This is a genomic window from Promicromonospora sp. NPDC060204 (genome assembly GCF_042728455.1).
GTDB lineage: Bacteria > Actinomycetota > Actinomycetes > Actinomycetales > Cellulomonadaceae > Promicromonospora.
The window spans coordinates 1-20,125 of sequence record NZ_JBHWZO010000104.1; the positions used below are offsets into that span (position 1 = coordinate 1).

General features: G+C 74.6%; 16 protein-coding genes and 1 riboswitch. Of the genes, 10 read left to right on the forward strand and 6 right to left on the reverse strand.

From position 1 onward, the window contains the following. The 7 genes from ACFWEJ_RS14705 to ACFWEJ_RS14735 form a co-directional block, all read left to right on the forward strand. Positions 1-974, forward strand: a 974-nt coding sequence (locus ACFWEJ_RS14705) for a carbohydrate ABC transporter permease (RefSeq protein WP_377229946.1), incomplete at its 5' end; no start/stop codon positions are given. Further along, positions 971-1,876 carry a carbohydrate ABC transporter permease gene (locus ACFWEJ_RS14710; protein WP_377229947.1) on the forward strand — a complete coding sequence of 302 codons (906 nt, stop codon included), beginning with the start codon at positions 971-973 and terminating at the stop codon, positions 1,874-1,876. The genes ACFWEJ_RS14705 and ACFWEJ_RS14710, both read left to right, overlap by 4 nt. A 50-nt stretch (positions 1,877-1,926) precedes the next feature. Continuing rightward, entirely contained in the window at positions 1,927-2,901 is a 975-nt protein-coding gene (locus tag ACFWEJ_RS14715) for an NAD-dependent epimerase/dehydratase family protein (protein WP_377229948.1), read from the forward strand. 78 nt (positions 2,902-2,979) lie between these two features. After that, positions 2,980-7,236 carry a glycosyl hydrolase family 28-related protein gene (locus ACFWEJ_RS14720; RefSeq protein WP_377229949.1) on the forward strand — a complete coding sequence of 1,419 codons (4,257 nt, stop codon included), beginning with the start codon at positions 2,980-2,982 and terminating at the stop codon, positions 7,234-7,236. A gap of 169 nt (positions 7,237-7,405) precedes the next feature. Next, the gene (locus tag ACFWEJ_RS14725; protein WP_377229950.1) at positions 7,406-8,437 is read left to right on the forward strand and encodes an aldose 1-epimerase family protein; all 1,032 of its coding nucleotides are present in this window, start codon (positions 7,406-7,408) and stop codon (positions 8,435-8,437) included. A 61-nt stretch (positions 8,438-8,498) separates the two neighbouring features. After that, positions 8,499-9,764 (forward strand): glycoside hydrolase family 71/99-like protein, encoded by a 1,266-nt coding sequence (locus tag ACFWEJ_RS14730; protein ID WP_377229951.1) that lies wholly within the window; start codon positions 8,499-8,501, stop codon positions 9,762-9,764. Between the two features lie 62 nt (positions 9,765-9,826). Then, positions 9,827-10,801 carry an MsnO8 family LLM class oxidoreductase gene (locus ACFWEJ_RS14735; protein WP_377229952.1) on the forward strand — a complete coding sequence of 325 codons (975 nt, stop codon included), beginning with the start codon at positions 9,827-9,829 and terminating at the stop codon, positions 10,799-10,801. Positions 10,802-10,850: 49 nt separating this feature from the next. Here the strand turns inward: ACFWEJ_RS14735 and ACFWEJ_RS14740 are convergent, their stop codons facing one another. The 6 genes from ACFWEJ_RS14740 to ACFWEJ_RS14765 all read right to left on the reverse strand — a co-directional run bounded on the left by ACFWEJ_RS14740 (position 10,851) and on the right by ACFWEJ_RS14765 (position 17,607). Next, the gene (locus tag ACFWEJ_RS14740) at positions 10,851-12,203 is read right to left on the reverse strand and encodes an ABC transporter substrate-binding protein (protein WP_377229953.1); all 1,353 of its coding nucleotides are present in this window, start codon (positions 12,201-12,203) and stop codon (positions 10,851-10,853) included. 165 nt (positions 12,204-12,368) lie between these two features. Next, positions 12,369-13,448: an LLM class flavin-dependent oxidoreductase gene (locus ACFWEJ_RS14745; protein WP_377229954.1), complete on the reverse strand. Its 1,080-nt coding sequence runs from the start codon at positions 13,446-13,448 to the stop codon at positions 12,369-12,371. Between the two features lies 1 nt (position 13,449). Next, positions 13,450-14,826, reverse strand: a complete 1,377-nt coding sequence (locus ACFWEJ_RS14750; protein WP_377229955.1) for an LLM class flavin-dependent oxidoreductase — start codon at positions 14,824-14,826, stop codon at positions 13,450-13,452. Then, complete coding sequence (locus tag ACFWEJ_RS14755) at positions 14,823-15,671, reverse strand: ABC transporter ATP-binding protein (RefSeq protein ID WP_377229956.1); 849 nt, start codon at positions 15,669-15,671, stop codon at positions 14,823-14,825. Before ACFWEJ_RS14755 ends, ACFWEJ_RS14750 begins: the two co-directional genes overlap by 4 nt. Then, positions 15,647-16,504, reverse strand: a complete 858-nt coding sequence (locus tag ACFWEJ_RS14760) for an ABC transporter permease (protein ID WP_377229957.1) — start codon at positions 16,502-16,504, stop codon at positions 15,647-15,649. The genes ACFWEJ_RS14755 and ACFWEJ_RS14760 overlap by 25 nt, the downstream gene beginning before the upstream one ends. After that, complete coding sequence (locus ACFWEJ_RS14765) at positions 16,501-17,607, reverse strand: ABC transporter substrate-binding protein (RefSeq protein ID WP_377229958.1); 1,107 nt, start codon at positions 17,605-17,607, stop codon at positions 16,501-16,503. The genes ACFWEJ_RS14760 and ACFWEJ_RS14765 overlap by 4 nt, the downstream gene beginning before the upstream one ends. A gap of 160 nt (positions 17,608-17,767) precedes the next feature. Beyond that, positions 17,768-17,876, forward strand: a riboswitch (TPP riboswitch). Between the two features lie 58 nt (positions 17,877-17,934). Here ACFWEJ_RS14765 and ACFWEJ_RS14770 point away from each other — a divergent pair. The 3 genes from ACFWEJ_RS14770 to ACFWEJ_RS14780 form a co-directional block, all read left to right on the forward strand. After that, entirely contained in the window at positions 17,935-18,591 is a 657-nt protein-coding gene (locus ACFWEJ_RS14770) for a YkoF family thiamine/hydroxymethylpyrimidine-binding protein (RefSeq protein WP_377229959.1), read from the forward strand. After that, the gene (locus tag ACFWEJ_RS14775) at positions 18,588-19,214 is read left to right on the forward strand and encodes an ECF transporter S component (protein WP_377229960.1); all 627 of its coding nucleotides are present in this window, start codon (positions 18,588-18,590) and stop codon (positions 19,212-19,214) included. The genes ACFWEJ_RS14770 and ACFWEJ_RS14775 overlap by 4 nt, the downstream gene beginning before the upstream one ends. Beyond that, positions 19,204-20,125 (forward strand): ABC transporter ATP-binding protein (locus tag ACFWEJ_RS14780; protein ID WP_377229961.1); only part of this gene is annotated, 922 nt, incomplete at its 3' end. The genes ACFWEJ_RS14775 and ACFWEJ_RS14780, both read left to right, overlap by 11 nt.

Sequence of the window (20,125 nt, forward strand, 5' to 3'; positions counted from 1 at the left end):
CGCAGGAGGTAGGCGTCGGCGGCGTCCCAGGCGCGGAACGGGTCGCGGGGGTCCTCGGGGAAGCGGGTGAGGTCGTGCGTGCCCCACGCTGTGGTCCGTGGGGCTACGTGTTCATCGCCCCCGCGCTCCTGCTCTTCCTCGTCATGGGCGTCTACACGCTCTTCTTCAGCGCCCAGCTCTCGTTCGTCCGCTGGAACGGGCTCACCCCCACCTGGGAGTGGGTCGGGCTGAAGAACTACGCCGACCTGCTGTGGGCGAGCCCGGTGTACGCGCCGGTCGTCCACCGGGCCGCCCTGAACACGCTCGGCGTGATGGTCGCCGTGCCGCTGCTGATCGTCCTCGTGTCGTTCCCGCTCGCGGTGGTGCTCAACCAGGCGCGCCGGTTCGCGGGCGTGCTGCGCTCGGTGTACTTCGTGCCCTACGTGACCGCGGGCATCGCGGTGTACATGGCCTGGCAGTACGTGCTGGAGCCGAACGGCGCCGTCAACCTGCTGCTGCGCACCGTCGGGCTGGGCAGCCTCGAACAGCCGCAGGGCTGGCTCGGCAACCCCGCCACCGCGATGCCGACGCTCGTCGTCATCATGGTCTGGTCGGGCGTGCCCGTGGCGATGCTGCTGTACCTGACGGGGCTGCAGTCCATCGACCCCTCGCTCCTGGAGGCCGCGCAGCTCGACGGCGCCGGCTGGTGGCGCACCAACCTCTCGGTGGTGCGGCCGCTCCTGGCCGGGACCACCGCGGTGATCACGCTGCTGAACGTGCGCGAGGCCCTCCAGGGCTTCCAGATCTTCCTGATCATGACCAACGGCGGCCCGGCCGGCCGCACCAACGTGCTCGGCCTGGAGACCTACGACCTGGCGTTCCAGCAGGAGCTCGCGCCGACCCTCGGCCTCGCCAGCGCCCTGGGCTGGCTCCTGTTCTTCGCCGCGCTCGCCGTCGCGATCGTCAACCAGCGCGTCACCCGGGAGAAGCCATGACGACCGTCACCGACCGCACGGTCCCGGACGCGCCGGACGCGCCGGCCGTCCCGCGGACGCCGCGCCGCCGTCGTACCCCCGCCAAGGTGGTCGTCGCCCGCGGCGTCGTGGCGGTGCTGCTCGCCGGCTACGCCGTCGTGAGCCTGTACCCGTTCCTCTGGATGGTCTCGGCGGCGTTCAAGACGCAGCAGGAGGTCATCCAGGGCGGGCACCTGATCCCGCACGACCCCACGTTCAGCACGATCGTGGACACCTGGGCGCAGCTGCACTTCTTCGACTACTTCCTCAACAGCCTCAAGGTCACGGGGCTGACGACGCTCGGCGTGGTCGTCGTCTACTCCGCCGCCTCGTACGCGTTCGCGGTGCTCCGGTTCCCGGGCCGGCAGGCGTTCTTCCGGCTGTTCCTGGTGCTGCTGTTCGTGCCCGGCGTGGTCACCCTGCTGCCGATCGTGCTGCTCGAGAACCAGATGGGGATCCTCGGCACGCACCTGGGCCTGATCCTCCCGTTCGTCAACGGCACCGCACCGCTGTCGATCCTGCTGCTCACCAACTCGTTCCGGTCCCTGCCGGACGAGCTGCGCGACGCTGCGCGGGTCGACGGCGCGGGCGAGCTGCGGATCTTCACGCGGATCTACCTCCCGCTCGCCCGGCCGGCCCTCATCACGGTCGCGCTGCTCACGGCCATCCCGACATGGAACGAGTACCTGCTGTCCCGGGTCTCGCTCAACGACCCGGCCACGTTCACGCTGCCCATCGCGCTGCAGCAGCTCCAGTCGTCCAACGTCGTCCAGTACAACCAGCTCATGGCCGGCGCCCTGATCGTGGTGATCCCCGTGATCATCCTGTTCCTGGCCACCCAGCGGTACTTCGTCAACGGGCTCGCCGGCGCGGTCAAGGGATGACCCACCACCCGCCGGCCCCCGCCGCACCACAGATCGGAACCCACCCCGTCATGAACCACACCCTGCCCCTGCCCCCGACCGGTCGCGCCGGTGCGCTCCGCCCCGGCGACGCCGTGCTGGTGACCGGCGCGGCCGGCGGCATCGGCCGGGTCGTCGTCCCGGCGCTCGCCGCGGCCGGCTACCGCGTCGTGGCGACCGACCGCGTCCCGTTCGACGCGCCGTCCGCGCAGGCCGTGCTGGTGGGGGACTCGCGGGACCCGGAGTTCGTGGGGTCGGCGCTGCGGGCGGGGGCCGGAGCAGGGTCCGGGGCGGTGGCGGTCGACGGCGTCGTGCACCTGGCGGCGATCGCGTCACCAGGCCAGGTGCCCGACGACCAGACGTTCACGCAGAACGCGCAGGGCACCTTCTGCGTGCTCGACGGCGCGGGCCGGGCGGGCGTGCGCGTCGCCGTGGCGGCGTCGTCCTTCTCCGCGTACGGCTACCCGTGGGCGGGGCGGCACCTGTCGCCCGCGTACGTCCCGGTCGACGAGGCGCAGGAGCCGGTCGCGGTGGACGCCTACGCGCTGTCCAAGCTGGCCTCCGAGCAGGTCGGCGCGTACGCCGCGCGCCGGTACGGCATGGCGACCACCCTGCTGCGCATCCCGTTCGTGGGCACGGGCGACCGGCTGCGCGAGATGGTCGAGCTCGCCCGCCGCGACCCGGGGGCGATGCGGCAGGAGCTGTGGACCTGGCTCGACACGCGCGACGCCGCGGGCGTGGTGCGCGCCGTGCTGGAGTCCGGCGTCGACGGCTACCACGTGGTCAACGTGGCGGCGCCGGACACGACCAGCGAGGTGCCGACGGCGGAGCTGCTCGCCCGCTTCCACCCGGAGACCCGCGTGGCGCGCCCCCTGGAGGGCACCGCGACCGTCATCGACACGACGGCCGCGCGCGAGCTCTTCGGCTTCGTCCCCGTGCACTCGTGGCGCACGGGCGACGCGCTCGACCCCGGCGTCACGGCGGCCGCCGAGGGCCTGACCGTCTGACGGCTGCACGACCCGTACGACCCGCACGACCCGCACGTCCCATTCACGTCAGTCCGAACAAAGGTGTTGAGGATGAACATGAACGCAGGAAGAGCCCGGGTGCTGGCCACGGCCGCGGCCGTGGCGCTGACGACGGCGGGGCTGGTGGCCCCGGCCGCCGCGGCCCCCGCCGCCGGGCCGCTGGTCGACGTCGACCGGTACCCGGTGGGGGTCGGCGCCGACCTGTCGGCGACCCCGCTGACCCACGGGATCGCCGTCGCCACGGCACCCACCGCGGGCGGGCAGGTGACGGGCGAGCACGCCGGGCGCGCCTACTGGCGCACCGACGGGGCGGCGGGCGCGGGGCGCCTCGCCCTGGACCTCGCCGACGAGTACGTGGGCCGGCTGGACGGCACGCCGGGCTACCTCGTCGTGGACCACCGGGCCGGCGAGGCGGTGGTCGCCACGGCCGGCGGCGAGCAGACGCCGTCCGGCGCCCCGGAGGCGGACGCCGACGGCGACGGCTGGACCACGACCGTCGTGGTGCTGCCCGCCGGGACCCTGTCTTCGGGGGCGGCGGCGGGCGCGGCGGCCGGCGCCGAGGTCGAGCTCGCGGGCGCCGACGGCGAGCTGACCGTCGCGGCCGTGCGCGTCGTGGCGCAGGGCACGAGCGTGGACCTCGGGCCGGCGGTGGCCGAGCGCGGCATCGCCGTCCGGGCGGGGGACGACACCGCCGGCCTCGTGACCGGCACCGCCGACGGCCGCGGGTACTGGCAGACCGGCCGCGCCCAGGGCACGAACTTCGTCTACGCCAACGTCTCGGACGCGTACGCGCGCGACGTGCGCGACCGCGTGCTGGTCGACGCCACGGTGCAGCAGGGCGGCGGCTCGATGTTCCTCCAGTACGACTCGCCGGGGGACACGATCCCCGACATGTTCCGCCCGTCCGCCCGGCTGGAGCTGGCTGACGACGGCACGTGGGCCTCGCGGTCCTGGCTCCTGGAGGACGCCCTGCTGACCAACCGTTCCAACGGGTCGGACTTCCGGCTCTCTGTCGAGGGCTCCACGCGGGACGTGCGGATCGACTCGCTCGCGGTGACGGTCTTGCCGCGCACGGTGGACCCCGCCGTCGGCCTGCGCCAGCTCGTGCGGCAGGCGGACGTGGCCCACTTCGCCGCGCGCGAGGGCGGGCGCGACGGGCAGTTCCCCGCCGGGTCGCGGGCCGGGCTGCGTGGCGCGATCGACGCGGCGCAGGCCGTGCTGGACGACCCCGCCGCGTCCGGGCCCGAGGTCGACGCCGCGACGGACGCGCTGCAGGACGCCCTGGAGGCGTTCCTCGCCGCCGAGCGGACCACGGACCTGGCCCGCGGCGCCGACGCGACCGCGAGCTCAACGAGCGGCGGCACGCCCGGCGCGGTGACCGACGGCACCGGCTCCGCGTGGGTGTCCGGGCGGGACCAGGCCACGGCCTGGGTGCAGGTCGACCTGGGCGGGCCGACCACCCTGGACGAGGTGGTCGTGGACTGGACCGCGGACTACGCGCACGTCTACCGCGTCCAGGTGTCGGACGACGGCAGCACGTTCCGTACCGTCGCGACCGCGGGGTCGTTGGGCGCCAACCCGCTCCGCACCCGCTTCGAGGAGACGACGGCGCGCTATGTGCGCCTCGCCCTGGACGAGCTCGCCACGCAGCGCGGCGCCTACGGGCTGACCGCGCTGGAGGTCCGCGACGTGCGCCCGGTGCGCCTGGAGCCGCGGGCCGTCTCCACGGTGTTCCCCACGGACGACGTCGTGGTGGCCGACCGCGACGCCACCGACCTCGGCGCCGACCCCACGGGCGCGGAGGACTCCACCGCCGCCATCCAGGAGGCCCTGGCGACCTGCCGGGACGCCGGGGGCGGCACGGTGTGGCTGCCCGCCGGCACCTACCGGGTGAGCGACACCCTGGAGGTGTACGCCTACTGCACGCTGCGCGGCGACCACCGCGACCTGGACGAGCAGCCGGTCGGCGCCCCGGGGGCGCCCGCCGGGCTCGGCACCGTGCTGGAGGCGCACCTGCCGTCCGGCGACGACGGCCCGCCGCTGCTGCGCGTGGGCGGTTCGGCCGGCGTCGTCGGCCTGACGACGTACTACCCGGACCAGGACGCCGCCGACCCCGTGCCCTACGGGTGGACCGTCGAGGTGCCCGGGCTCGCCTGGATCGGCAACGAGAACTACATGCTGGGCACCGTGCAGGACCTGACGTTCCTCAACTCCTACCGCGGCATCGGCATCTCGACCATGCGCAACGACCGCGGCGAGGGGCCGGGCGCCCAGGGGCACGAGCTCGCGAACGTGCGCAACGTGTCCGGCACGGTGCTGTACGAGGGCGCCGCCGGGTACAACGGGGCCGACGTCGGCGTCTGGGAGGACGTGCGCCTCGACAACGGCTACTGGGCGTCGGCGGGGGCGGCCTACGGCGCGCCCGACCGGGCGGTGCTCGACGCGTGGACCCGCGCGCACGGCACGGGCTTCGTGCTCGCCGACCTCGAGTGGGACCAGTTCGTGGGCCTGCACGCCGCCGACTACGCGGTGGGCATCAAGCTCGTCAAGGGGCCGCGCGCCTCGTTCACCGGCGTGTTCGTGGACGCCGAGATCGTCGACACCGACATCGCCGTCCTGGCTGAGAACTCCGACCAGCGGTGGGGGTCCGCCTTCGCCTCCAGCACCCTGGAGGGCTCCGTGGCGGCCGTGCGCAACACCTCGGCGGGTTACGTCAAGCTGACGGACACCGCGGTCAGCGGCGCCCTCGAAGGCACGGTGCACACCCTCGACGGCCCGGCCGAGGTGCCGCAGCCCGGACCGGCCCGCCCGGCCCCGCGGCCCGCCGACCGGCTCTGGGACGTCACGGCCGCGCCGTACGACGTGCCGCGCACCCCGAAGCAGTTCTCCGACGTCGACGCGACCGCCGGCATCCAGGCCGCGCTCGACGACGCCGGGCAGGCCGGCGGCGGCGTCGTGTACCTGCCGGCCGGCTGGTACACCGTGCGCGGGCACCTCACGGTCCCGGCCGGGGTCGAGCTGCGCGGCTCGTCCGCCGTGCCGAACCGCACCTCCCTCGTGGAGTCCTCGGGCACCGTGCTCGTCGCGTACGAGGGCCGCCAGGACGGCACCGACGACGCGTCGGTCGCCGAGGCCGCCGCCGCGCCCGCCGTCGTGACCCTCGCCGGCCGGGACGCGGGGGTGCGCGGCCTGCGGGTGCTGCACCCGGAGAACAACCCGGCGTCGGACGACGGCGCCGTGCCCTACCCGTTCGCCGTGCGCGGCGACGCCCCGGGCGTCTACGTCGAGAACGTGGGCCTCGACAACGCGTGGAACGCCGTCGACCTCACCGACCGCGCCGACGGCTTCCTGGTGCGGCGGGTGCTCGGCATCTTCCTCGACGAGGGCGTCCGCGTGGGCGCGGCGTCCGACGGCGTCGTGGACGGCGTGCTGTCCAACGGCAACGTCGCCACCCGCAACGCCTACGGCCTGCCCGGCCCGGTCGAGGAGGCCAACCTCTTCGCCCAGGTCATCGACGGGATCAGCCGCGAGCGCGAGGTGCTAGTGCACGCCGTCGGCGCGCAGGACCTCCAGGTCCGCAACACGTTCGCCTACGGGTCGCACGACGGGATCGTGGCGACCGACGGCGCGACCGTGACGGCCTTCAACCTCGGGACCGACAACCTCGGCCCCGGCGGGCACACGGTCGACGCCGACGCGTCCAGCGCCGTCACGGTCGTCAACCTCATGCGCTACAACGGCACGACCAGCCGCGGCGACGTCACGATCGTCAACCCGATGGCGATCAACATGGCGACGTCGGCCCTGACCGTGACCGCGGACGGCGACGGCACTGCCCGCGTCGAGGGCAACGAGACCGAGCCCGGCCGGTACGAGACCGGTGCCACGGTCACCGCCGTCGCCGACCCCGCGCCCGGCTCCCGGTTCGCGGGCTGGCGGGACGCCGACGGCGGCACCGTCTCGTCCGCGAGCCGGTACCCGTTCGCGCTCACGGCCGACACCCGGCTCGTGGCGGCGTTCGAGCCCGCACCCGAGACCTGGGTCGAGGCGCGGGCCACGACCAGGTGCACGGGCCCCAAGGCCCAGGTCGTGGTGCGGCTGCGCAACACGGGGCCGGAGGCGCTCGCGGTCAGGCTGGCGTCGCCGTTCGGGCAGCGCCAGGTCGACGGCCTCGCACCCGGGGCGGACACCCGCCTGACCCTGCCGACGCGCGCCCGGTCGGTCGCGGCCGGCGAGGTCTCGCTGACGGTGACGGACGGCGCCGGCGCGGCCGGCGTCGTGGCGCTGCCGTACGACGCGGCGGCCTGCGGCTGACGCCGGGGCCGGTGGGACACGGCGGGGACGCGGCTCGGTAGTCGGGCCGCGTCCCCGGCCGGGCAGGACGCGCGGGGGAGACCCGTGTGAGGCGGGGCCGAAGGGCGGGCCCGCCGTACCGAGAGAGAGGAGTCGAGCTGTGTCAGCACCGCGGGAGGGGCCCGGACCTGTGCGTTTCGCAGGACTGACGCGGGACGAGGCCGGGCCGCGCATGGGGTCGCTGGCGCAGGTGGCCCGGGTCGAGCAGGTCGTCGAGGCGGACGGCCCGGCCCGGGGCGCCCGCCGCCTGCGGCTCGTGACCGGCGGCGGGCTGGAGCTCGACGTCCTGCCCGACCGGGCGCTCGACCTCGGCGCCCTGACGGTGCACGGGGTGCAGCTCGCGTGGCTCGCGCCCGCCGGGTTCTCCGCCCCCGGCCTCTACCGCGCCGACGACTTCGGCACGTCGTTCGGCGGCGGGCTGCTCGTCACCTGCGGCCTCGACCACGTGGGCTCGCCGGTGGTCGACGGCGGGCGGCGGTTCCCGCAGCACGGTCGCCTGACCTCGCTGCCGGCGAGCCTGGAGCGGGCCGCCGTCGTGGGCGACGAGCTGGTCGTGGAGGGCGTCGTGCGCCAGGCCGCCCTGCACGAGGAGCACCTCGTGCTCCGCCGCCGGATCCGGGCCGGCCTGGGGTCGACGTGGGTGACGGTCGAGGACACCGTGACCAACGAGGGGTGGCGTCCAGAGCCGCACCTGGTGCTCTACCACGCCAACCTGGGGTGGCCGCTGGTGTCCGAGGCCGCCGCGCTCGACGTCTCCTCTGAGCGGGTCGAGCCCGACGGCCCGGACGCGGTGGGCGACCCGTGGCGCGAGGTCTCGGCGCCCGAGCCGGGCTACCGCCAGCGCGTGCACCGGCACGACCTGGCGCCCGGCACGGGGCGGGCCGTCGTGGCCAACCCGGCGCTCGGCCTGCGGCTGACCCTCACGTTCCCGACCGCCACCCTGCCCGTGCTCTACCAGTGGAAGATGTTCGCCCCCGGGCAGAACGTCCTCGGGCTCGAACCGGCCAACGCCCCCGCGATCCAGGGCCGCGCGGCCGCGCGCGAGGCGGGCACCCTGCCCGTGCTCGCGCCGGGGGAGTCCGTCTCGTACTCCCTGCGCTTCGACGTCGACCGGATCCCGGCCGAAGGGAGGTCACCCACCGCTCCGCCGCACCGCACGTGATCGACGTACCCGGTGCACGACGACGACGTCGTGCCCCGTCACCTCGACGAACGGACACCACATGACCCTCTCCCGACGTTCCTTCCTCAGCCTCTCCGCGGCGGTCGCGACGGCGGCCGCCGCACCCGGCGCCGTGTCGTCCGCGGCGACGCCCACCGCGGCCGCCGCGTCGGCCGTCGCCGTCAGCCCGCCCGGCGACGTCGTCGGCAAGATCACCGCCGGTTACCAGGGCTGGTTCGCCTGCCGGGGCGACGGCGCCCCCATCGACCTGTGGTGGCACTGGGCCCGCCAGGCCGACCAGCCGCCGTCGCCCGGCAACTCCGCGATCAAGTCGTGGCCGGACGTGCGCGAGTACGCGGCCACGTACGCCACGGGGTTCCCGGCGCTGAACGACGGCCGCGCCGCCCGGCTCTTCTCCTCCTACGACCAGCAGACCGTCGACGTCCACCTGCGCTGGATGGCCGAGAACGGGATCCACACGGCGGCGCTGCAGCGGTTCAACCCGTTCGGGGCGGAGGGGCCGACGCGCGACGCCGTCGCCGGGCGGGTCCGGTCGGCCGCGGAGCGGACCGGCGTGAAGTACTACGTCATGTACGACGTGAGCGACTGGTCGCAGATGCGCACGCAGATCACGCAGGACTGGGCGGGCAAGATGTCGGCCCACACGGCGTCCTCCGCCTACGCGCGGCAGAACGGCAAGCCGGTCGTGGGCATCTGGGGCTTCGGGTTCGACGACCCCCAGCGGCCGTTCACGCCGCAGGAGTGCCAGGAGGTCGTCGACTGGTTCCAGGCGCAGGGCTGCTACGTCATGGGCGGCGTGCCCACCTGGTGGCGCACCGAGGGCGACGACTCGCGGGACGGCTTCGCGGACGTCTACCGGTCGTTCGACATGATCTCGCCGTGGCTCGTCGGGCGGATCGGCAACGTCGGCGGCGCAGACGACTTCTACGCCCGCGCGACCGTTCCCGACCTGGCGGAGTGCACCCGCCTCGGCATCGACTACCAGCCCTGCGTGCTGCCCGGAGACCTGCAGGAGCGGCAGCGCGTGCACGGCGACTTCATGTGGCGGCAGTTCTGGAACCACGCCCGGGCGGGGGTGGCCAGCGCGTACATCTCGATGTTCGACGAGTACAACGAGGGCAACCAGATCGCCAAGACCGCCGCGTCGGCGGGCGACGTGCCCGCGGGCTCGGGCATCTGGGCGCTCGACGAGGACGGGACCGCCTGCTCCTCGGACTACTACCTGCGCCTGACGAACGACGGGGGCCGCATGCTGCGGGGCGAGCTGCCGATGACGGCGACGCGGCCGACGCGGCCCACGCCGTAGCCCGGGGCGGGGTCGCGTCGGCGTCGGGAAGCGCCCGGGCGCCCCCGGGGTTGAGGGCTCGTGTGAGGCTCTCCCTCCTGGACCGTTCCCGCACCCGCACCGGATACTCCGACGCCGCCTCGCTCGGTCACACGATCGAGCGGGCGGTGTCGGCCGAGCGGCTGGGCTACCACCGCTTCTGGGTCGCCGAGCACCACGCCGTGCCGGGGATCGCCTCGGCGTCGCCGCCGGTGCTGCTCGGCGCCCTCGGGGCGCACACCTCGACGATCCGGATCGGCTCGGGCGGCGTGATGCTGCCCCACCACCAGCCGCTGGTGGTGGCCGAGCAGTTCCTGATGCTCGACGCCCTCTACCCGGACCGGGTGGACCTCGGCGTGGGGCGCACCCTCGGCTTCACGGCCCCGGTCCGCCGGGCGCTCCGGCACGGTGCGGACGCCCCGGACACGTTCCCGGAGGACATCGCGGAGCTGCGCGACCACCTCGACGGCACCGCGGCGGTCACCGCCCGGCCCGCCGCCGCGCGCGCCGTCCCACTCTACGTGCTCGCCACCGGCCGGGGCCTCGCCGTCGCCGCCGGCCTGGGGCTGCCGGTGGTCGTCGGCGGGCCGGTGCTCCGCAGCCCGTCGCTGCCGGACGCGCTCGCGGCGTACCGGACGGAGTTCCGGCCCTCACCGCGTGCCCCGGAACCGTCGGTGACGGTCTCGCTCGACGTCCTCGTGGCCGACACCGACGCCGAGGCGCGCGAGCTGGCCCTGCCGGAGGCATGGGCGATGGCCCGGTCCCGGCAGACGGGCGAGTTCGGCCCGCTGGAGCCGGTCGAGGCGATCCGCGCCCAGCCCTGGACCCAGCAGCTGCGCGACCGCGTCGAGGCGCACCTCGCGCAGGGCGCCGTCGGTTCACCCGCCACGGTGCGGAGCCACCTGGACCGGCTCGCGGAGATCACGGGGACGCAGGAGATCATGGCGTTCAGCTCGACGTACGACCGGGACGCCCAGGCGGCGTCGGACGCCGGGCTCCGCGAGCTGGTGCTCGGCTAGGTCCACCCGGCGGCGGCCGCTCACGCGCCCGCGGGCAGCACGGGCCTGCTCACGGTCCGGAGACGGTGAAGCCCTGCGCGTTGCCGTACTTGACGATGGAGTCCTGCCAGTCGGCCAGGCCGTCGGCCAGCGGCGTCGAGCCGGTGTACGCCTGGCCGACGGTGTCGGGGAACACGCTGTTGGCGTAGACCTGGTACGGCAGGTACTGCCAGCCGGGGACGACGCCGGTGGCCGACGCCGAGAGCACCTCGTTGATCTTCTGCCCGCCGAAGTACTCGGGCTCCTTGCCGAGGAACTCGGGGCTGGTGAGGTCCGCCGTCGTGGCCGGGAAGTTCCCGTGGTCGAGCCGGACCTGCACGCCGTCGCCGGCGTTCGCGTACTGGAGGAACCCGTAGGCCAGCGCCTTCTGGGTGCTGGCCTCCGTGATCGACAGCGCGGAGCCGCCGTTCTCGGCCGTCGCGGTGGCGCCCGCCGTCCACTGCGGCATGGGCGCCACGCGCCAGTCGCCCGCGGCCGCGGGTGCGCCGGACTCCAGGTTCGCGGGCATCCAGGCGCCCGTGACCAGCGCCGCGATCGACCCGTCGCCGAGCCGCTGGAACCACTCGTCCGACCACTCCGGGACCTTCGCCACGAGGTCCTCGTCCAGGAGCTGCTGCCACATCCCGGCGAACCGGGTCGAGCCCTCGTCGGCGAGGTCGACGGACACCGTGGTGCCGTCGACGGTGAACGGCGTCCCGCCGGCCTGCCAGACCATCGACGTCGCGAACCCGGCGTTGCCGTCGTCCGCGATGAGGTGGGCGTCGCTGTCGTGCGCGTGGATCTTGCGTGCCGCCTCGACGAACTCGTCCCACGTGGCCGGTACCTCGGCGCCGGCCGCCTCGAAGGTCCGCGCGTTGTAGAACAGGGCCATCGGGCCGGAGTCCATCGGCAGGCCGTACACGGCGTCGCCGTCGGTCACCGAGCCCCAGGTCCCGGGGGAGTAGGTGCCGTCGAGCCCGCTCGCGCCCAGCGGCGCGAGGTCCGCGAGCGAGCCCGCGATGGAGAACTGCGGCAGGGCGTAGTACTCGACCTGCGCGACGTCGGGCACGCCGGATCCCGCGCTGATCGCGTTCTGCAGCACCACGTAGTGGTCGTTGCCCGTGCCGACGTTCGCCAGCTCGACGTCCACGTTCGGGTACTCGGCCTCGAAGCTCTCGACCACCTGGTCCAGCGTGGGCTCCCAGGCCCAGACCAGCAGGTGGCCGCCCTCCTGGAGCGCGGCGGAGACCGCGTCGGGGGACAGGTCGGCCGTTGCGCCGGTGACGGGTGAGGCCCCGCACCCGGCGAGGGCGACGCTCGCCGCGACCCCCGTCGCGGCGAGCAGTGCGCCGGTGCGGCGGGGGATGCCGATACCTCGTGCCACAGGAACTCCGTTTCAGGTCTGCGTCGACGTCTGCCTGGCGGGCACCCGTACGGTAGCGCCACCTCGGAGGATCCCGGGTGTGGCGCGCACGGGCGAAAACGTGTTCTGCGTGGACGCATCCGGAGGCAGCGCACATCGGTGACCGGGACTGTGCTCTCCCCCCGATCAACGGGCCCCGCGGAGCAGGGGCACCAGCTCCCTGCCCTGCCGCTCGATCTCGGGCAGGTACGGGGTGTCGGAGAGCACGAAGTGGGTCACGCCGAGCCGTTCATACCTCCGCAGCGCGGCGGCGACCTCCTGCGCCGTCCCGACCAGCCAGGTCGTCCCGGCGCCACCACCGCCGGCCCGGCCGGGCGCCGTGTAGAGGATGTCGTCCAGCACGTCGCCCCGCTCCGCCAGCTCCAGCAGGCGGCGCTGTCCGACGGCGGACGCCCTGCCCCACGGGCGGCCGCCGGGCGCCTCGTGGTTCGCCTGCGCGGCCAGCCGGGCGACCTTCGCCTCGGCGTCGGCCCACGCCTGCTCGGTGGTGTCCCGGACGAGCGTCGTGATGCGCAGCCCGAACTCCAGGGGCGCGTGCTCGCGCCCGAGCTCGGCCTCCAGGGCGCGCAGGCGGCCGATCCGTTCCGCGATGCCGTCCAGCGGCTCGCCCCAGAACAGCTGCACGTCCGCCTCCGCGGCGGCGACCCGCTCGGCCGCCGCCGACGCGCCGCCGAAGTAGAGCCGCGGGTGGGGCCGGCCGGGCCGGGCCACCGGGCGCTGGTCGAGCGTCGAGTCGGTGACCTGGAAGTGCTCGCCGGCGTAGGTGACCGACTCCTGCGTCCAGAGCCGCCGCACGATCTGCAGGAACTCCCGGGTGCGCGCGTAGCGGTGCGCCTGGTCGCCCTCGGCGTCGCCGTACGCGGCCAGGTGGTCCTGGCCCGAGACGATGTTGATCCGCACGCGGCCGCCCGAGAGGTGGTCGAGCGTGGCCGCGGCCGAGGCCAGGTGCGCCGGGCGCCAGTACCCCGGCCGGACGGCGATCAGCGGCTCGAACGTCGTGGTCCGGGCGGCCAGGGCGGTGGCCACGGTGAACGTGTCCGGGCGGCCCCAGCTCGTGCCCAGCAGGGCGCCGTCCCAGCCGTGCTTCTCGAGCTGCGTGGCGTGCTCGGTCAGCGTGTCGAGGCTGTTGTGCCCGTGGGTCGCGTCGTCCCCGCGGTGGCCCGGGTGCGTCTGGTTGGGGATGTACCAGAGGATGTCCTCGGCCATGTCAGGCTCCCGTCGTGGTGCTCAGCGCCGCCGGGCGCCGGGTCGTCGCGTACCGGTTGGCCGGCCGGTCCAGCCCGTAGTGCTCGCGCAGCGTGGTGCCCTCGTACTCGCTGCGGAAGAGCCCGCGCTCGCGCAGGATCGGCAGCACGTGGGTGGTGAACTGCTCCAGCCCGGACGGCAGCGCGGCGGGCATGATGTTGAAGCCGTCGGCGGCCTCGGCGTCGTACCACTCCTGCAGCGCGTCGGCGACCTGCTCCGGGGTGCCCGCGAAGGTGCGGTGCCCGCGTCCGCCGCCGAGCCGGCCGATGAGCTGCCGCACGGTCAGGCGCTCGCGGCGGGCGAGCTCCACGATCAGCGTGTAGCGGCTCTTGGCGCCCTCGATCTCGTCCTCGTCGGGCAGGTCGGCCGGCAGCTCGCGGTCCAGCGGCAGGTCCTCGGGCGTCAGCCGCAGGGTGCGCGCGAGCTGGCGCTGCGCGAACTCCGGCCGGATGAGCTCGTCCAGCTCCCGCTCCTTGGCGCGGGCCTCGGCCTCGGTCGACCCGATCACCGGCACGATGCCGGGCAGGATCCGCACCCCGTCGGCGTCCCGGCCCGCCGCGACCGCGCGCGCCTTGAGGTCCCGGTAGAACCCCTGGGCGTCGCCGAGGCTCTGGTGGGCCGTGAAGACGGCCTCCGCGTGCCGCGCCGCAAGGTCCTTGCCGTCCTGGGACGACCCGGCCTGCACGATCAGCGGCCGGCCCTGCGGCGACCGCGGCACGTTGAGCGCGCCCGCCACGGAGAAGTGCCGGCCGACGTGCTCGGGCGGGTGGATCTTGGCGGAGTCGGCCCAGACGCCCGCGGCCTTGTCGGCCACGATCGCGTCGTCCTCCCACGAGTCCCAGAGCTTGTAGGCGACCTCCAGGAACTCGGCCGCCCGGGCGTAGCGCTCGGCGTGCGCGGGCTGGTCGTCCAGGCCGAAGTTCCGGGCGATCTCCGGGCCCGCCGTCGTCACCACGTTCCAGCCGGCGCGGCCCGCGGAGACGTGGTCGATCGAGGCGAACCGCCGCGTGAGGTTGTACGGCGAGTTGTAGGTGGTCGACGCCGTCGCGATGAGCCCGATCCGTTCGGTGGCCGTCGCGAGGGCAGTGAGGACGATGAGCGGGTCGAGCGTGCCGGAGGGACGCCGTCCGACGTCGCCCTGCAAGCCCGGCCCGTCGGCGAAGAAGATCGAGTCGAGCTTGCCCTTCTCGGCGATCAGGGCGAGGCGGCGCAGGTGGGCGATGTCGTGGCCGGTGGCGTCGGGGCTGCTCTCCGGCAGGCGCCAGGACGCCTCGTGGTGCCCGCTGCTCATGAGGAACGCGTTGAGGTTGAGTCGTCCCGGGCGGTGGTTCGCGGTCATGGGGTGTCCTCTCGGTCCAGGCCGAGCGCGTCGAGCAGCTCGGCGCGCAGCGTGCGGTGTGGTTCGTGGTCGAGGGCGTCGTGCGGTACGTCGTGCGCCGCGGTCGGCGGGGCGGCGTGCGCCGCGGTCGGCGGGGCGGCGTGCACCGCGCCGGGCGGGGTCCGGCGCTCCAGCACGATGCGGCCCGCGTCGAGGACGACCACCCGGTCGGCCAGCACGATCGCCTCGTCGACGTCGTGCGTGACCATCAGGACGGTGGGCCGGTGCCGCCGCAGCAGGTCGCGCAGCAGGTCGTGCATGCGCAGCCGGGTCAGCGCGTCCAGGGCGCCGAACGGCTCGTCGGCAAGCAGGAGCTCCGGGCTGCGGGCCAGCGACCTGGCCAGCGACACGCGCTGCTGCTCGCCGCCGGACAGCTCGTTCGGCCAGGCCCGCTCGCGCCCGGCGAGCCCCACCTCGGCCAGCGCGGCGCGGCCGGCCGCGCGGGCCTCGGCCGGCGGGGCCTCGTGGCCCAGCACGACGTTGTCGAGCACGCGTGCCCAGGGCAGCAGCCGGGAGTCCTGGAAGACGACGGAGACGTTGCGGGGCACCTGCACCTCGCCCGATCCGCGCACGTCGTGGTCGAGCCCGGCGAGCGCCCGCAGCAGCGTGCTCTTGCCGGACCCGGACCGGCCGAGGATCGCGACGAACTCGCCCTCGGCGATCTCCAGGTCGAGCCCGCTGAGCACGCCGGCGGGCGTCCCGTAGGTCCGCACCAGGTCGCGCACGACGACGGCGGGGCGCCCGGGGCCTCCCGCCTCGGCGGGCCGCCCGGCGGTCGTGGTCAGTCCTCCAGCGTGCGTCGCCATGTCAGCGCCCTCCTCTGCAGCAGGCGCACGGACCAGTCCGCGGTGTAGCCCAGGACGCCGTAGACCACGAGGCCCACGACGATGACCTCGGTCTGCCCGTAGGTGCGCGCGAGCTCCATCATGTAGCCGATGCCGGCGGTGCCGTTGACCTGCTCGACGACGACGAGCGCGAGCAGCGAGCCCGTCACAGCGAAGCGCAGGCCGAGCAGGAAACCGGGCAGCGCGCCGGGCAGCACGACGCGCGTGACGAACTGCCGGCGGCTCAGGCGCAGGGTCTCGGCGAGCTCGACGTACCGCTTGTCGATCGACCGCAGCCCGTTGTGGGTGTGGATGTAGACGGGGATGAACACGCCGAGGGCGATCGTGATCACCTTCATCTCCTCGCCGATCCCGAACCACAGGATGAGCAGCGGCAGCAGGGCGAGGTTCGGGACGGCGCGCTTGACCTGGATCGGCCCGTCGAGCAGGGCCTCACCGACGCGGCTCAGGCCCGAGAGCAGGGCGAGGACGACCCCCACCAGCACTCCCCAGAGCAGGCCCTGGGCGGCCCGCGCCAGCGAGACGCCCAGGTTCTCCAGCAGGTTGCCGTCGACCGCGAGGTCGACGGCGGTGGTCACCACGGTCCACGGGGCCGAGAGCACCCGCGGGTCGACGAGCCCGGTGGCCGAGCCTGCGGCCCAGACCGCCAGGAGCAGCGCGATGCCGGAGCCGGCGGCCAGCGGCACCGGCTTGCGCAGGCCGAGGCGGCGGATCCCCGGGCGGACGTCGGCCCCCGGCGCGGTCGTCGGCCGCCCGGTGGCTATGGCCGGCCGGGCCTGGACGACGGCGGTCACGACGTGCTCCACGCCTGCTCGGCGGCCTCGCCGGCGACGGGACCGAACCGCTCGTCGAAGAGGTCGGTGGCGCGCAGCTCCGGCCGGTCGAGCTCTCCGGCGAGCAGGTCGATCGTGTCCTGGGTGCGCTCGATCCCGTCGGTGAGGTCCGTCGGGACCTCGGGCCGGGCCGCGGTGTCGATGAGGTACTGCGCGTCGTCCTCGGTCAGTCCCTGGTCCTCGACGTAGTACTTCTCCTTCCAGATCTCGGGGTGCTCGTAGATCCAGACCCGCGCCTGGGCCCAGGCGGTCACGTACTGGCGCAGCGCGGCCGCCTTGGCGGGGTCGCGCACCACGTCGGTCGGACCATAGAGGTGGCTCGGGTCGTCCCGCAGGCCGTGGCGCAGGGACGTCGCGCCGTCGGTCGCGTACTTGTCGAGGTAGCGCAGCAGCGCGGTGCCGCCGACCGGGGCGACGTCGACCTCACCGGCGGCCAGCGCCGTGGGGTACACGTCGCCGGTGGACGGCAGCTCGACCAGCTCGACGTCGTCCTGGCCGAGCCCCGCCTCCCGCAGGGACTTCAGGACGAGCGCGCCCTGGGCCTGTCCGGGGCTGAACGCGATCCGCTTGCCGCGCAGGTCGGACAGGTCCGCCAGCTCGACGCCGGGGGCGCCGGCGAGCTCGTAGACGGGGTGCTCCGCCCAGTCCTCCCGGTACTGCGAGGCGTAGATCTGCACGTCGAGCCCGGTCCAGGCCGCGTGGATCGGCGGGATCTCGGCGACCGCGCCGATGTCCAGCACCCCCGCGTTGAACGCCTCGATGGTCTGCGGGCCGCCGGAGATGTTGGCCCACTCGATCTCGAAGTCGAAGTCCGAGTCGATCGCGTCGCCGGCGAGCTCGAAGGCCTTCTGCGTCGTGGGGTCGCCGATCGCGAGCGTGGTGCCCGCGGGCACCTCGGTGGGCAGTGCGGCGTCGGGGGAGAGGTTGCCAGCGCCGTCGTCGTCGGCCTGCGCGCCGACGGCGCAGCCGGAGGCGAGGAGCACGAGGGCGACGGCAGCAGCGGCTGCGGTGCGGGGGTTCGTCGGGCGGCGCGAGGCCGCTCTGGCGGGTGTGCGGAGGGGCATGAGGGCGTCCGATCGTCGGGGCCGGGTGTCTCCTGACGACGGCGAGGTATAGGTGCGCGTCCCGGGCTTGACCAGAGCCTGGGCGATTGCTCTCACTATGCGGACACTTGGGAGCGCCCGGCCGGAATGTCCAGGTGGTGCGATGCGTGCTGTTACGGTGGGAGCAGTGCACGGGAGTCCGGTATGCCGGGCTGAGAGGGAGTACTCGAACTCCGACCGTTGAACCTGACCCGGATCATGCCGGCGCAGGAAGCGACTCAGGACGTGGGGCCGTAGGGTCCCCGTCCTCCTGTGCCGACGGAGATCCGACGGACAGGGAGCACCCCGATGGCAGACCACGCCACCACGACCGACGACACCGCCGAGCTGCGCGGTGACCCGATGCGCTTCGGCGTCGGCGCGCGGATCACCGCGGCGGTGATGTCGGACGACTACGTCGACGTGATCCTGGGCGCGCTGCGGCAGGCCGACACCACGGGGCTGGTCGTCGAGACCGGCGACGTGAGCACCTACGTGGGCGGCGCCGAGGCCGACCTGCTGCGGTACGTGACCGACCTGACGGCCGGGATCGCGGCGTCGGGCAGGCACGCGGCGATCACCGTGCACCTGTCCCGGGGCTGCCCGGGCGAGGTGGCCTGCGAGCTGCCCGGCGGAGCCGGACCGCGCGTCACCGAGGTGCCGCAGGGCCGCGACACCGGCCGCTTCGTCACCGCCGAGTGGGCGCTGTACCCGCTGGCCGACGACGTCCGCGCGGACGTCACGCCGGACCACATGCGCGACATCTACGCCGCGATCGAGCTCGCCAGGGACAACGGGACGTTCCGCGGCTCGCAGCACTTCGTCACCCGCCTGGAGGGCGACGCCGGCCGGGTGCTCGCCAGCGCCTTCGCCGGCTGGGTCCTCGCGGGCCGCACGGTGCAGCACGTCACCAGCCACCTCACCCTCTCGGTGAACAGCCCGAGCCACGCGGGTGGCGCCCGATGAGCGGGACGTCGGAGCGCCGCCGCGCGCGGCTGCCGCTGCGCGACATCGTGCTCATGGTGATGCTCGGCGTGGTGTTCGGGTTCCTGTACTGGGCGCTCGTGCAGGCCTGGAACGGGCTCGCCGTGGCGATGGGACCGGCCGGCGACCTGGCGCAGCACGTGCTGCTGGGCGGCTGGCTCCTGGTGGCGCCGATCGCCGTCGCGATCATCCGCAAGCCCTTCGTGGGGATCATCGCCGAGGTGATCGCGTCCGTCGTCGAGGTCGTGTTCCTGGGCTCCCCGGTCGGACCGCTCCTGCTGGTCGCCGCCGCGATCCAGGGCGCCGGCAGCGAGCTCCCGTTCGCGCTGACCCGCTACCGCCGGTTCGGGTGGGGGGTGTACGCGGCGTCGGGCGTGCTGGGCGCGGGCCTGGTCTTCGTGTGGTCCGCGTTCCGGTTCGACTGGTACGGCCAGGACATCCTGGCGCTGCGCCTCGGCATGCAGCTCGTCTCCGGCCTCGTGCTGGGCGGGCTGCTCGCCAAGGTGATCGTCGACCGCCTGCACGGCACCGGCGTGCTCGACGAGTTCGCGATCGGCCGGGCGGACGCCGCCCTGCGCGGGCCCGTGGCGCGCCGTGAGCGCTGACGCTACCGCCGCCGTCGTCGAGGCCGCCGTCGTCGGGGCGACCATCGTCGAGGCCGCCGGCCTGGAGGCGGTCTACGGCACCGGCGACGGCGTGGGACCCGTCGACCTGAGGATCGAGGCCGGGCAGGGCGTGCTCGTGCTCGGCCCGTCGGGATCCGGCAAGTCGACGCTGCTCCGGATGCTGCACGGCGCGGTCCCGCACGCCGTCCACGCGCAGGTGGACGGCGCGGTGCATGTGGCCGGGCGTTCCCTGGTGGGCACCGGGATCGCGGGGCTGGCCGACGTCGTGGGCGTCGTGGCCCAGGACCCGGAGTCCGGCGTCTGCCTGCCCGACGTGCTCGACGAGGTCGCGTTCCCGCTGGAGAACCTCGCGATCGACCCCGGCCTGATCGGGCCGGCCGTGCGCACCGCGCTCGACCGGGCCGGGGCGGCGGCCCTGGCCGGGCGGGCGACGGCGGAGCTGTCGGGCGGCGAGCTGCAGCGCGTGGCGCTCGCGGCGGCCATCGCGCCGTCGCCCCGCCTGCTGCTCCTCGACGAGCCGACCTCCATGCTCGACGCCGACGGGATCGACGCCGTGCGGCGCGCCCTCGACGTGGTGCGGCGGGAGACCGGCGCCGCCTGGGTGCTCGTGGAGCACCGCCTCGACGAGCTCGCGGGCGACGCCGGGGTCGAGGCCCTCCCGGAGCGCTGGATCGTGCTCGGCAGCGACGGGCGCGTCCGGCACGACGTCGCCGTCGGCGACCTCACGGTGCCCGTGCTGCGCGAGCTCGTGGGCGAGGGCTGCTGGCTCCCGCTGGACCTGGAGCTGGAGGCGCTCCTGGGCGAGGCCGCGGCGCGATCCGAAGGTGCGCTTCTACCCAGTCATTGGGCCCGAAAACAGCCTGATTCCGGGCCCAATGACTGGGTAGAAG

Bases quoted from the DNA above. Each gene is read 5' to 3' on its own strand.
- ACFWEJ_RS14750 (WP_377229955.1), bottom strand. From the start codon at position 14,826: ATGACCGCGAACCACCGCCCGGGACGACTCAACCTCAACGCGTTCCTC.
- ACFWEJ_RS14720 (WP_377229949.1), top strand. From the start codon at position 2,980: ATGAACGCAGGAAGAGCCCGGGTGCTGGCCACGGCCGCGGCCGTGGCG.
- ACFWEJ_RS14715 (WP_377229948.1), top strand. From the start codon at position 1,927: ATGAACCACACCCTGCCCCTGCCCCCGACCGGTCGCGCCGGTGCGCTC.
- ACFWEJ_RS14710 (WP_377229947.1), top strand. From the start codon at position 971: ATGACGACCGTCACCGACCGCACGGTCCCGGACGCGCCGGACGCGCCG.
- ACFWEJ_RS14755 (WP_377229956.1), bottom strand. From the start codon at position 15,671: ATGGCGACGCACGCTGGAGGACTGACCACGACCGCCGGGCGGCCCGCC.
- ACFWEJ_RS14770 (WP_377229959.1), top strand. From the start codon at position 17,935: ATGGCAGACCACGCCACCACGACCGACGACACCGCCGAGCTGCGCGGT.
- ACFWEJ_RS14745 (WP_377229954.1), bottom strand. From the start codon at position 13,448: ATGGCCGAGGACATCCTCTGGTACATCCCCAACCAGACGCACCCGGGC.
- ACFWEJ_RS14775 (WP_377229960.1), top strand. From the start codon at position 18,588: ATGAGCGGGACGTCGGAGCGCCGCCGCGCGCGGCTGCCGCTGCGCGAC.
- ACFWEJ_RS14765 (WP_377229958.1), bottom strand. From the start codon at position 17,607: ATGCCCCTCCGCACACCCGCCAGAGCGGCCTCGCGCCGCCCGACGAAC.
- ACFWEJ_RS14730 (WP_377229951.1), top strand. From the start codon at position 8,499: ATGACCCTCTCCCGACGTTCCTTCCTCAGCCTCTCCGCGGCGGTCGCG.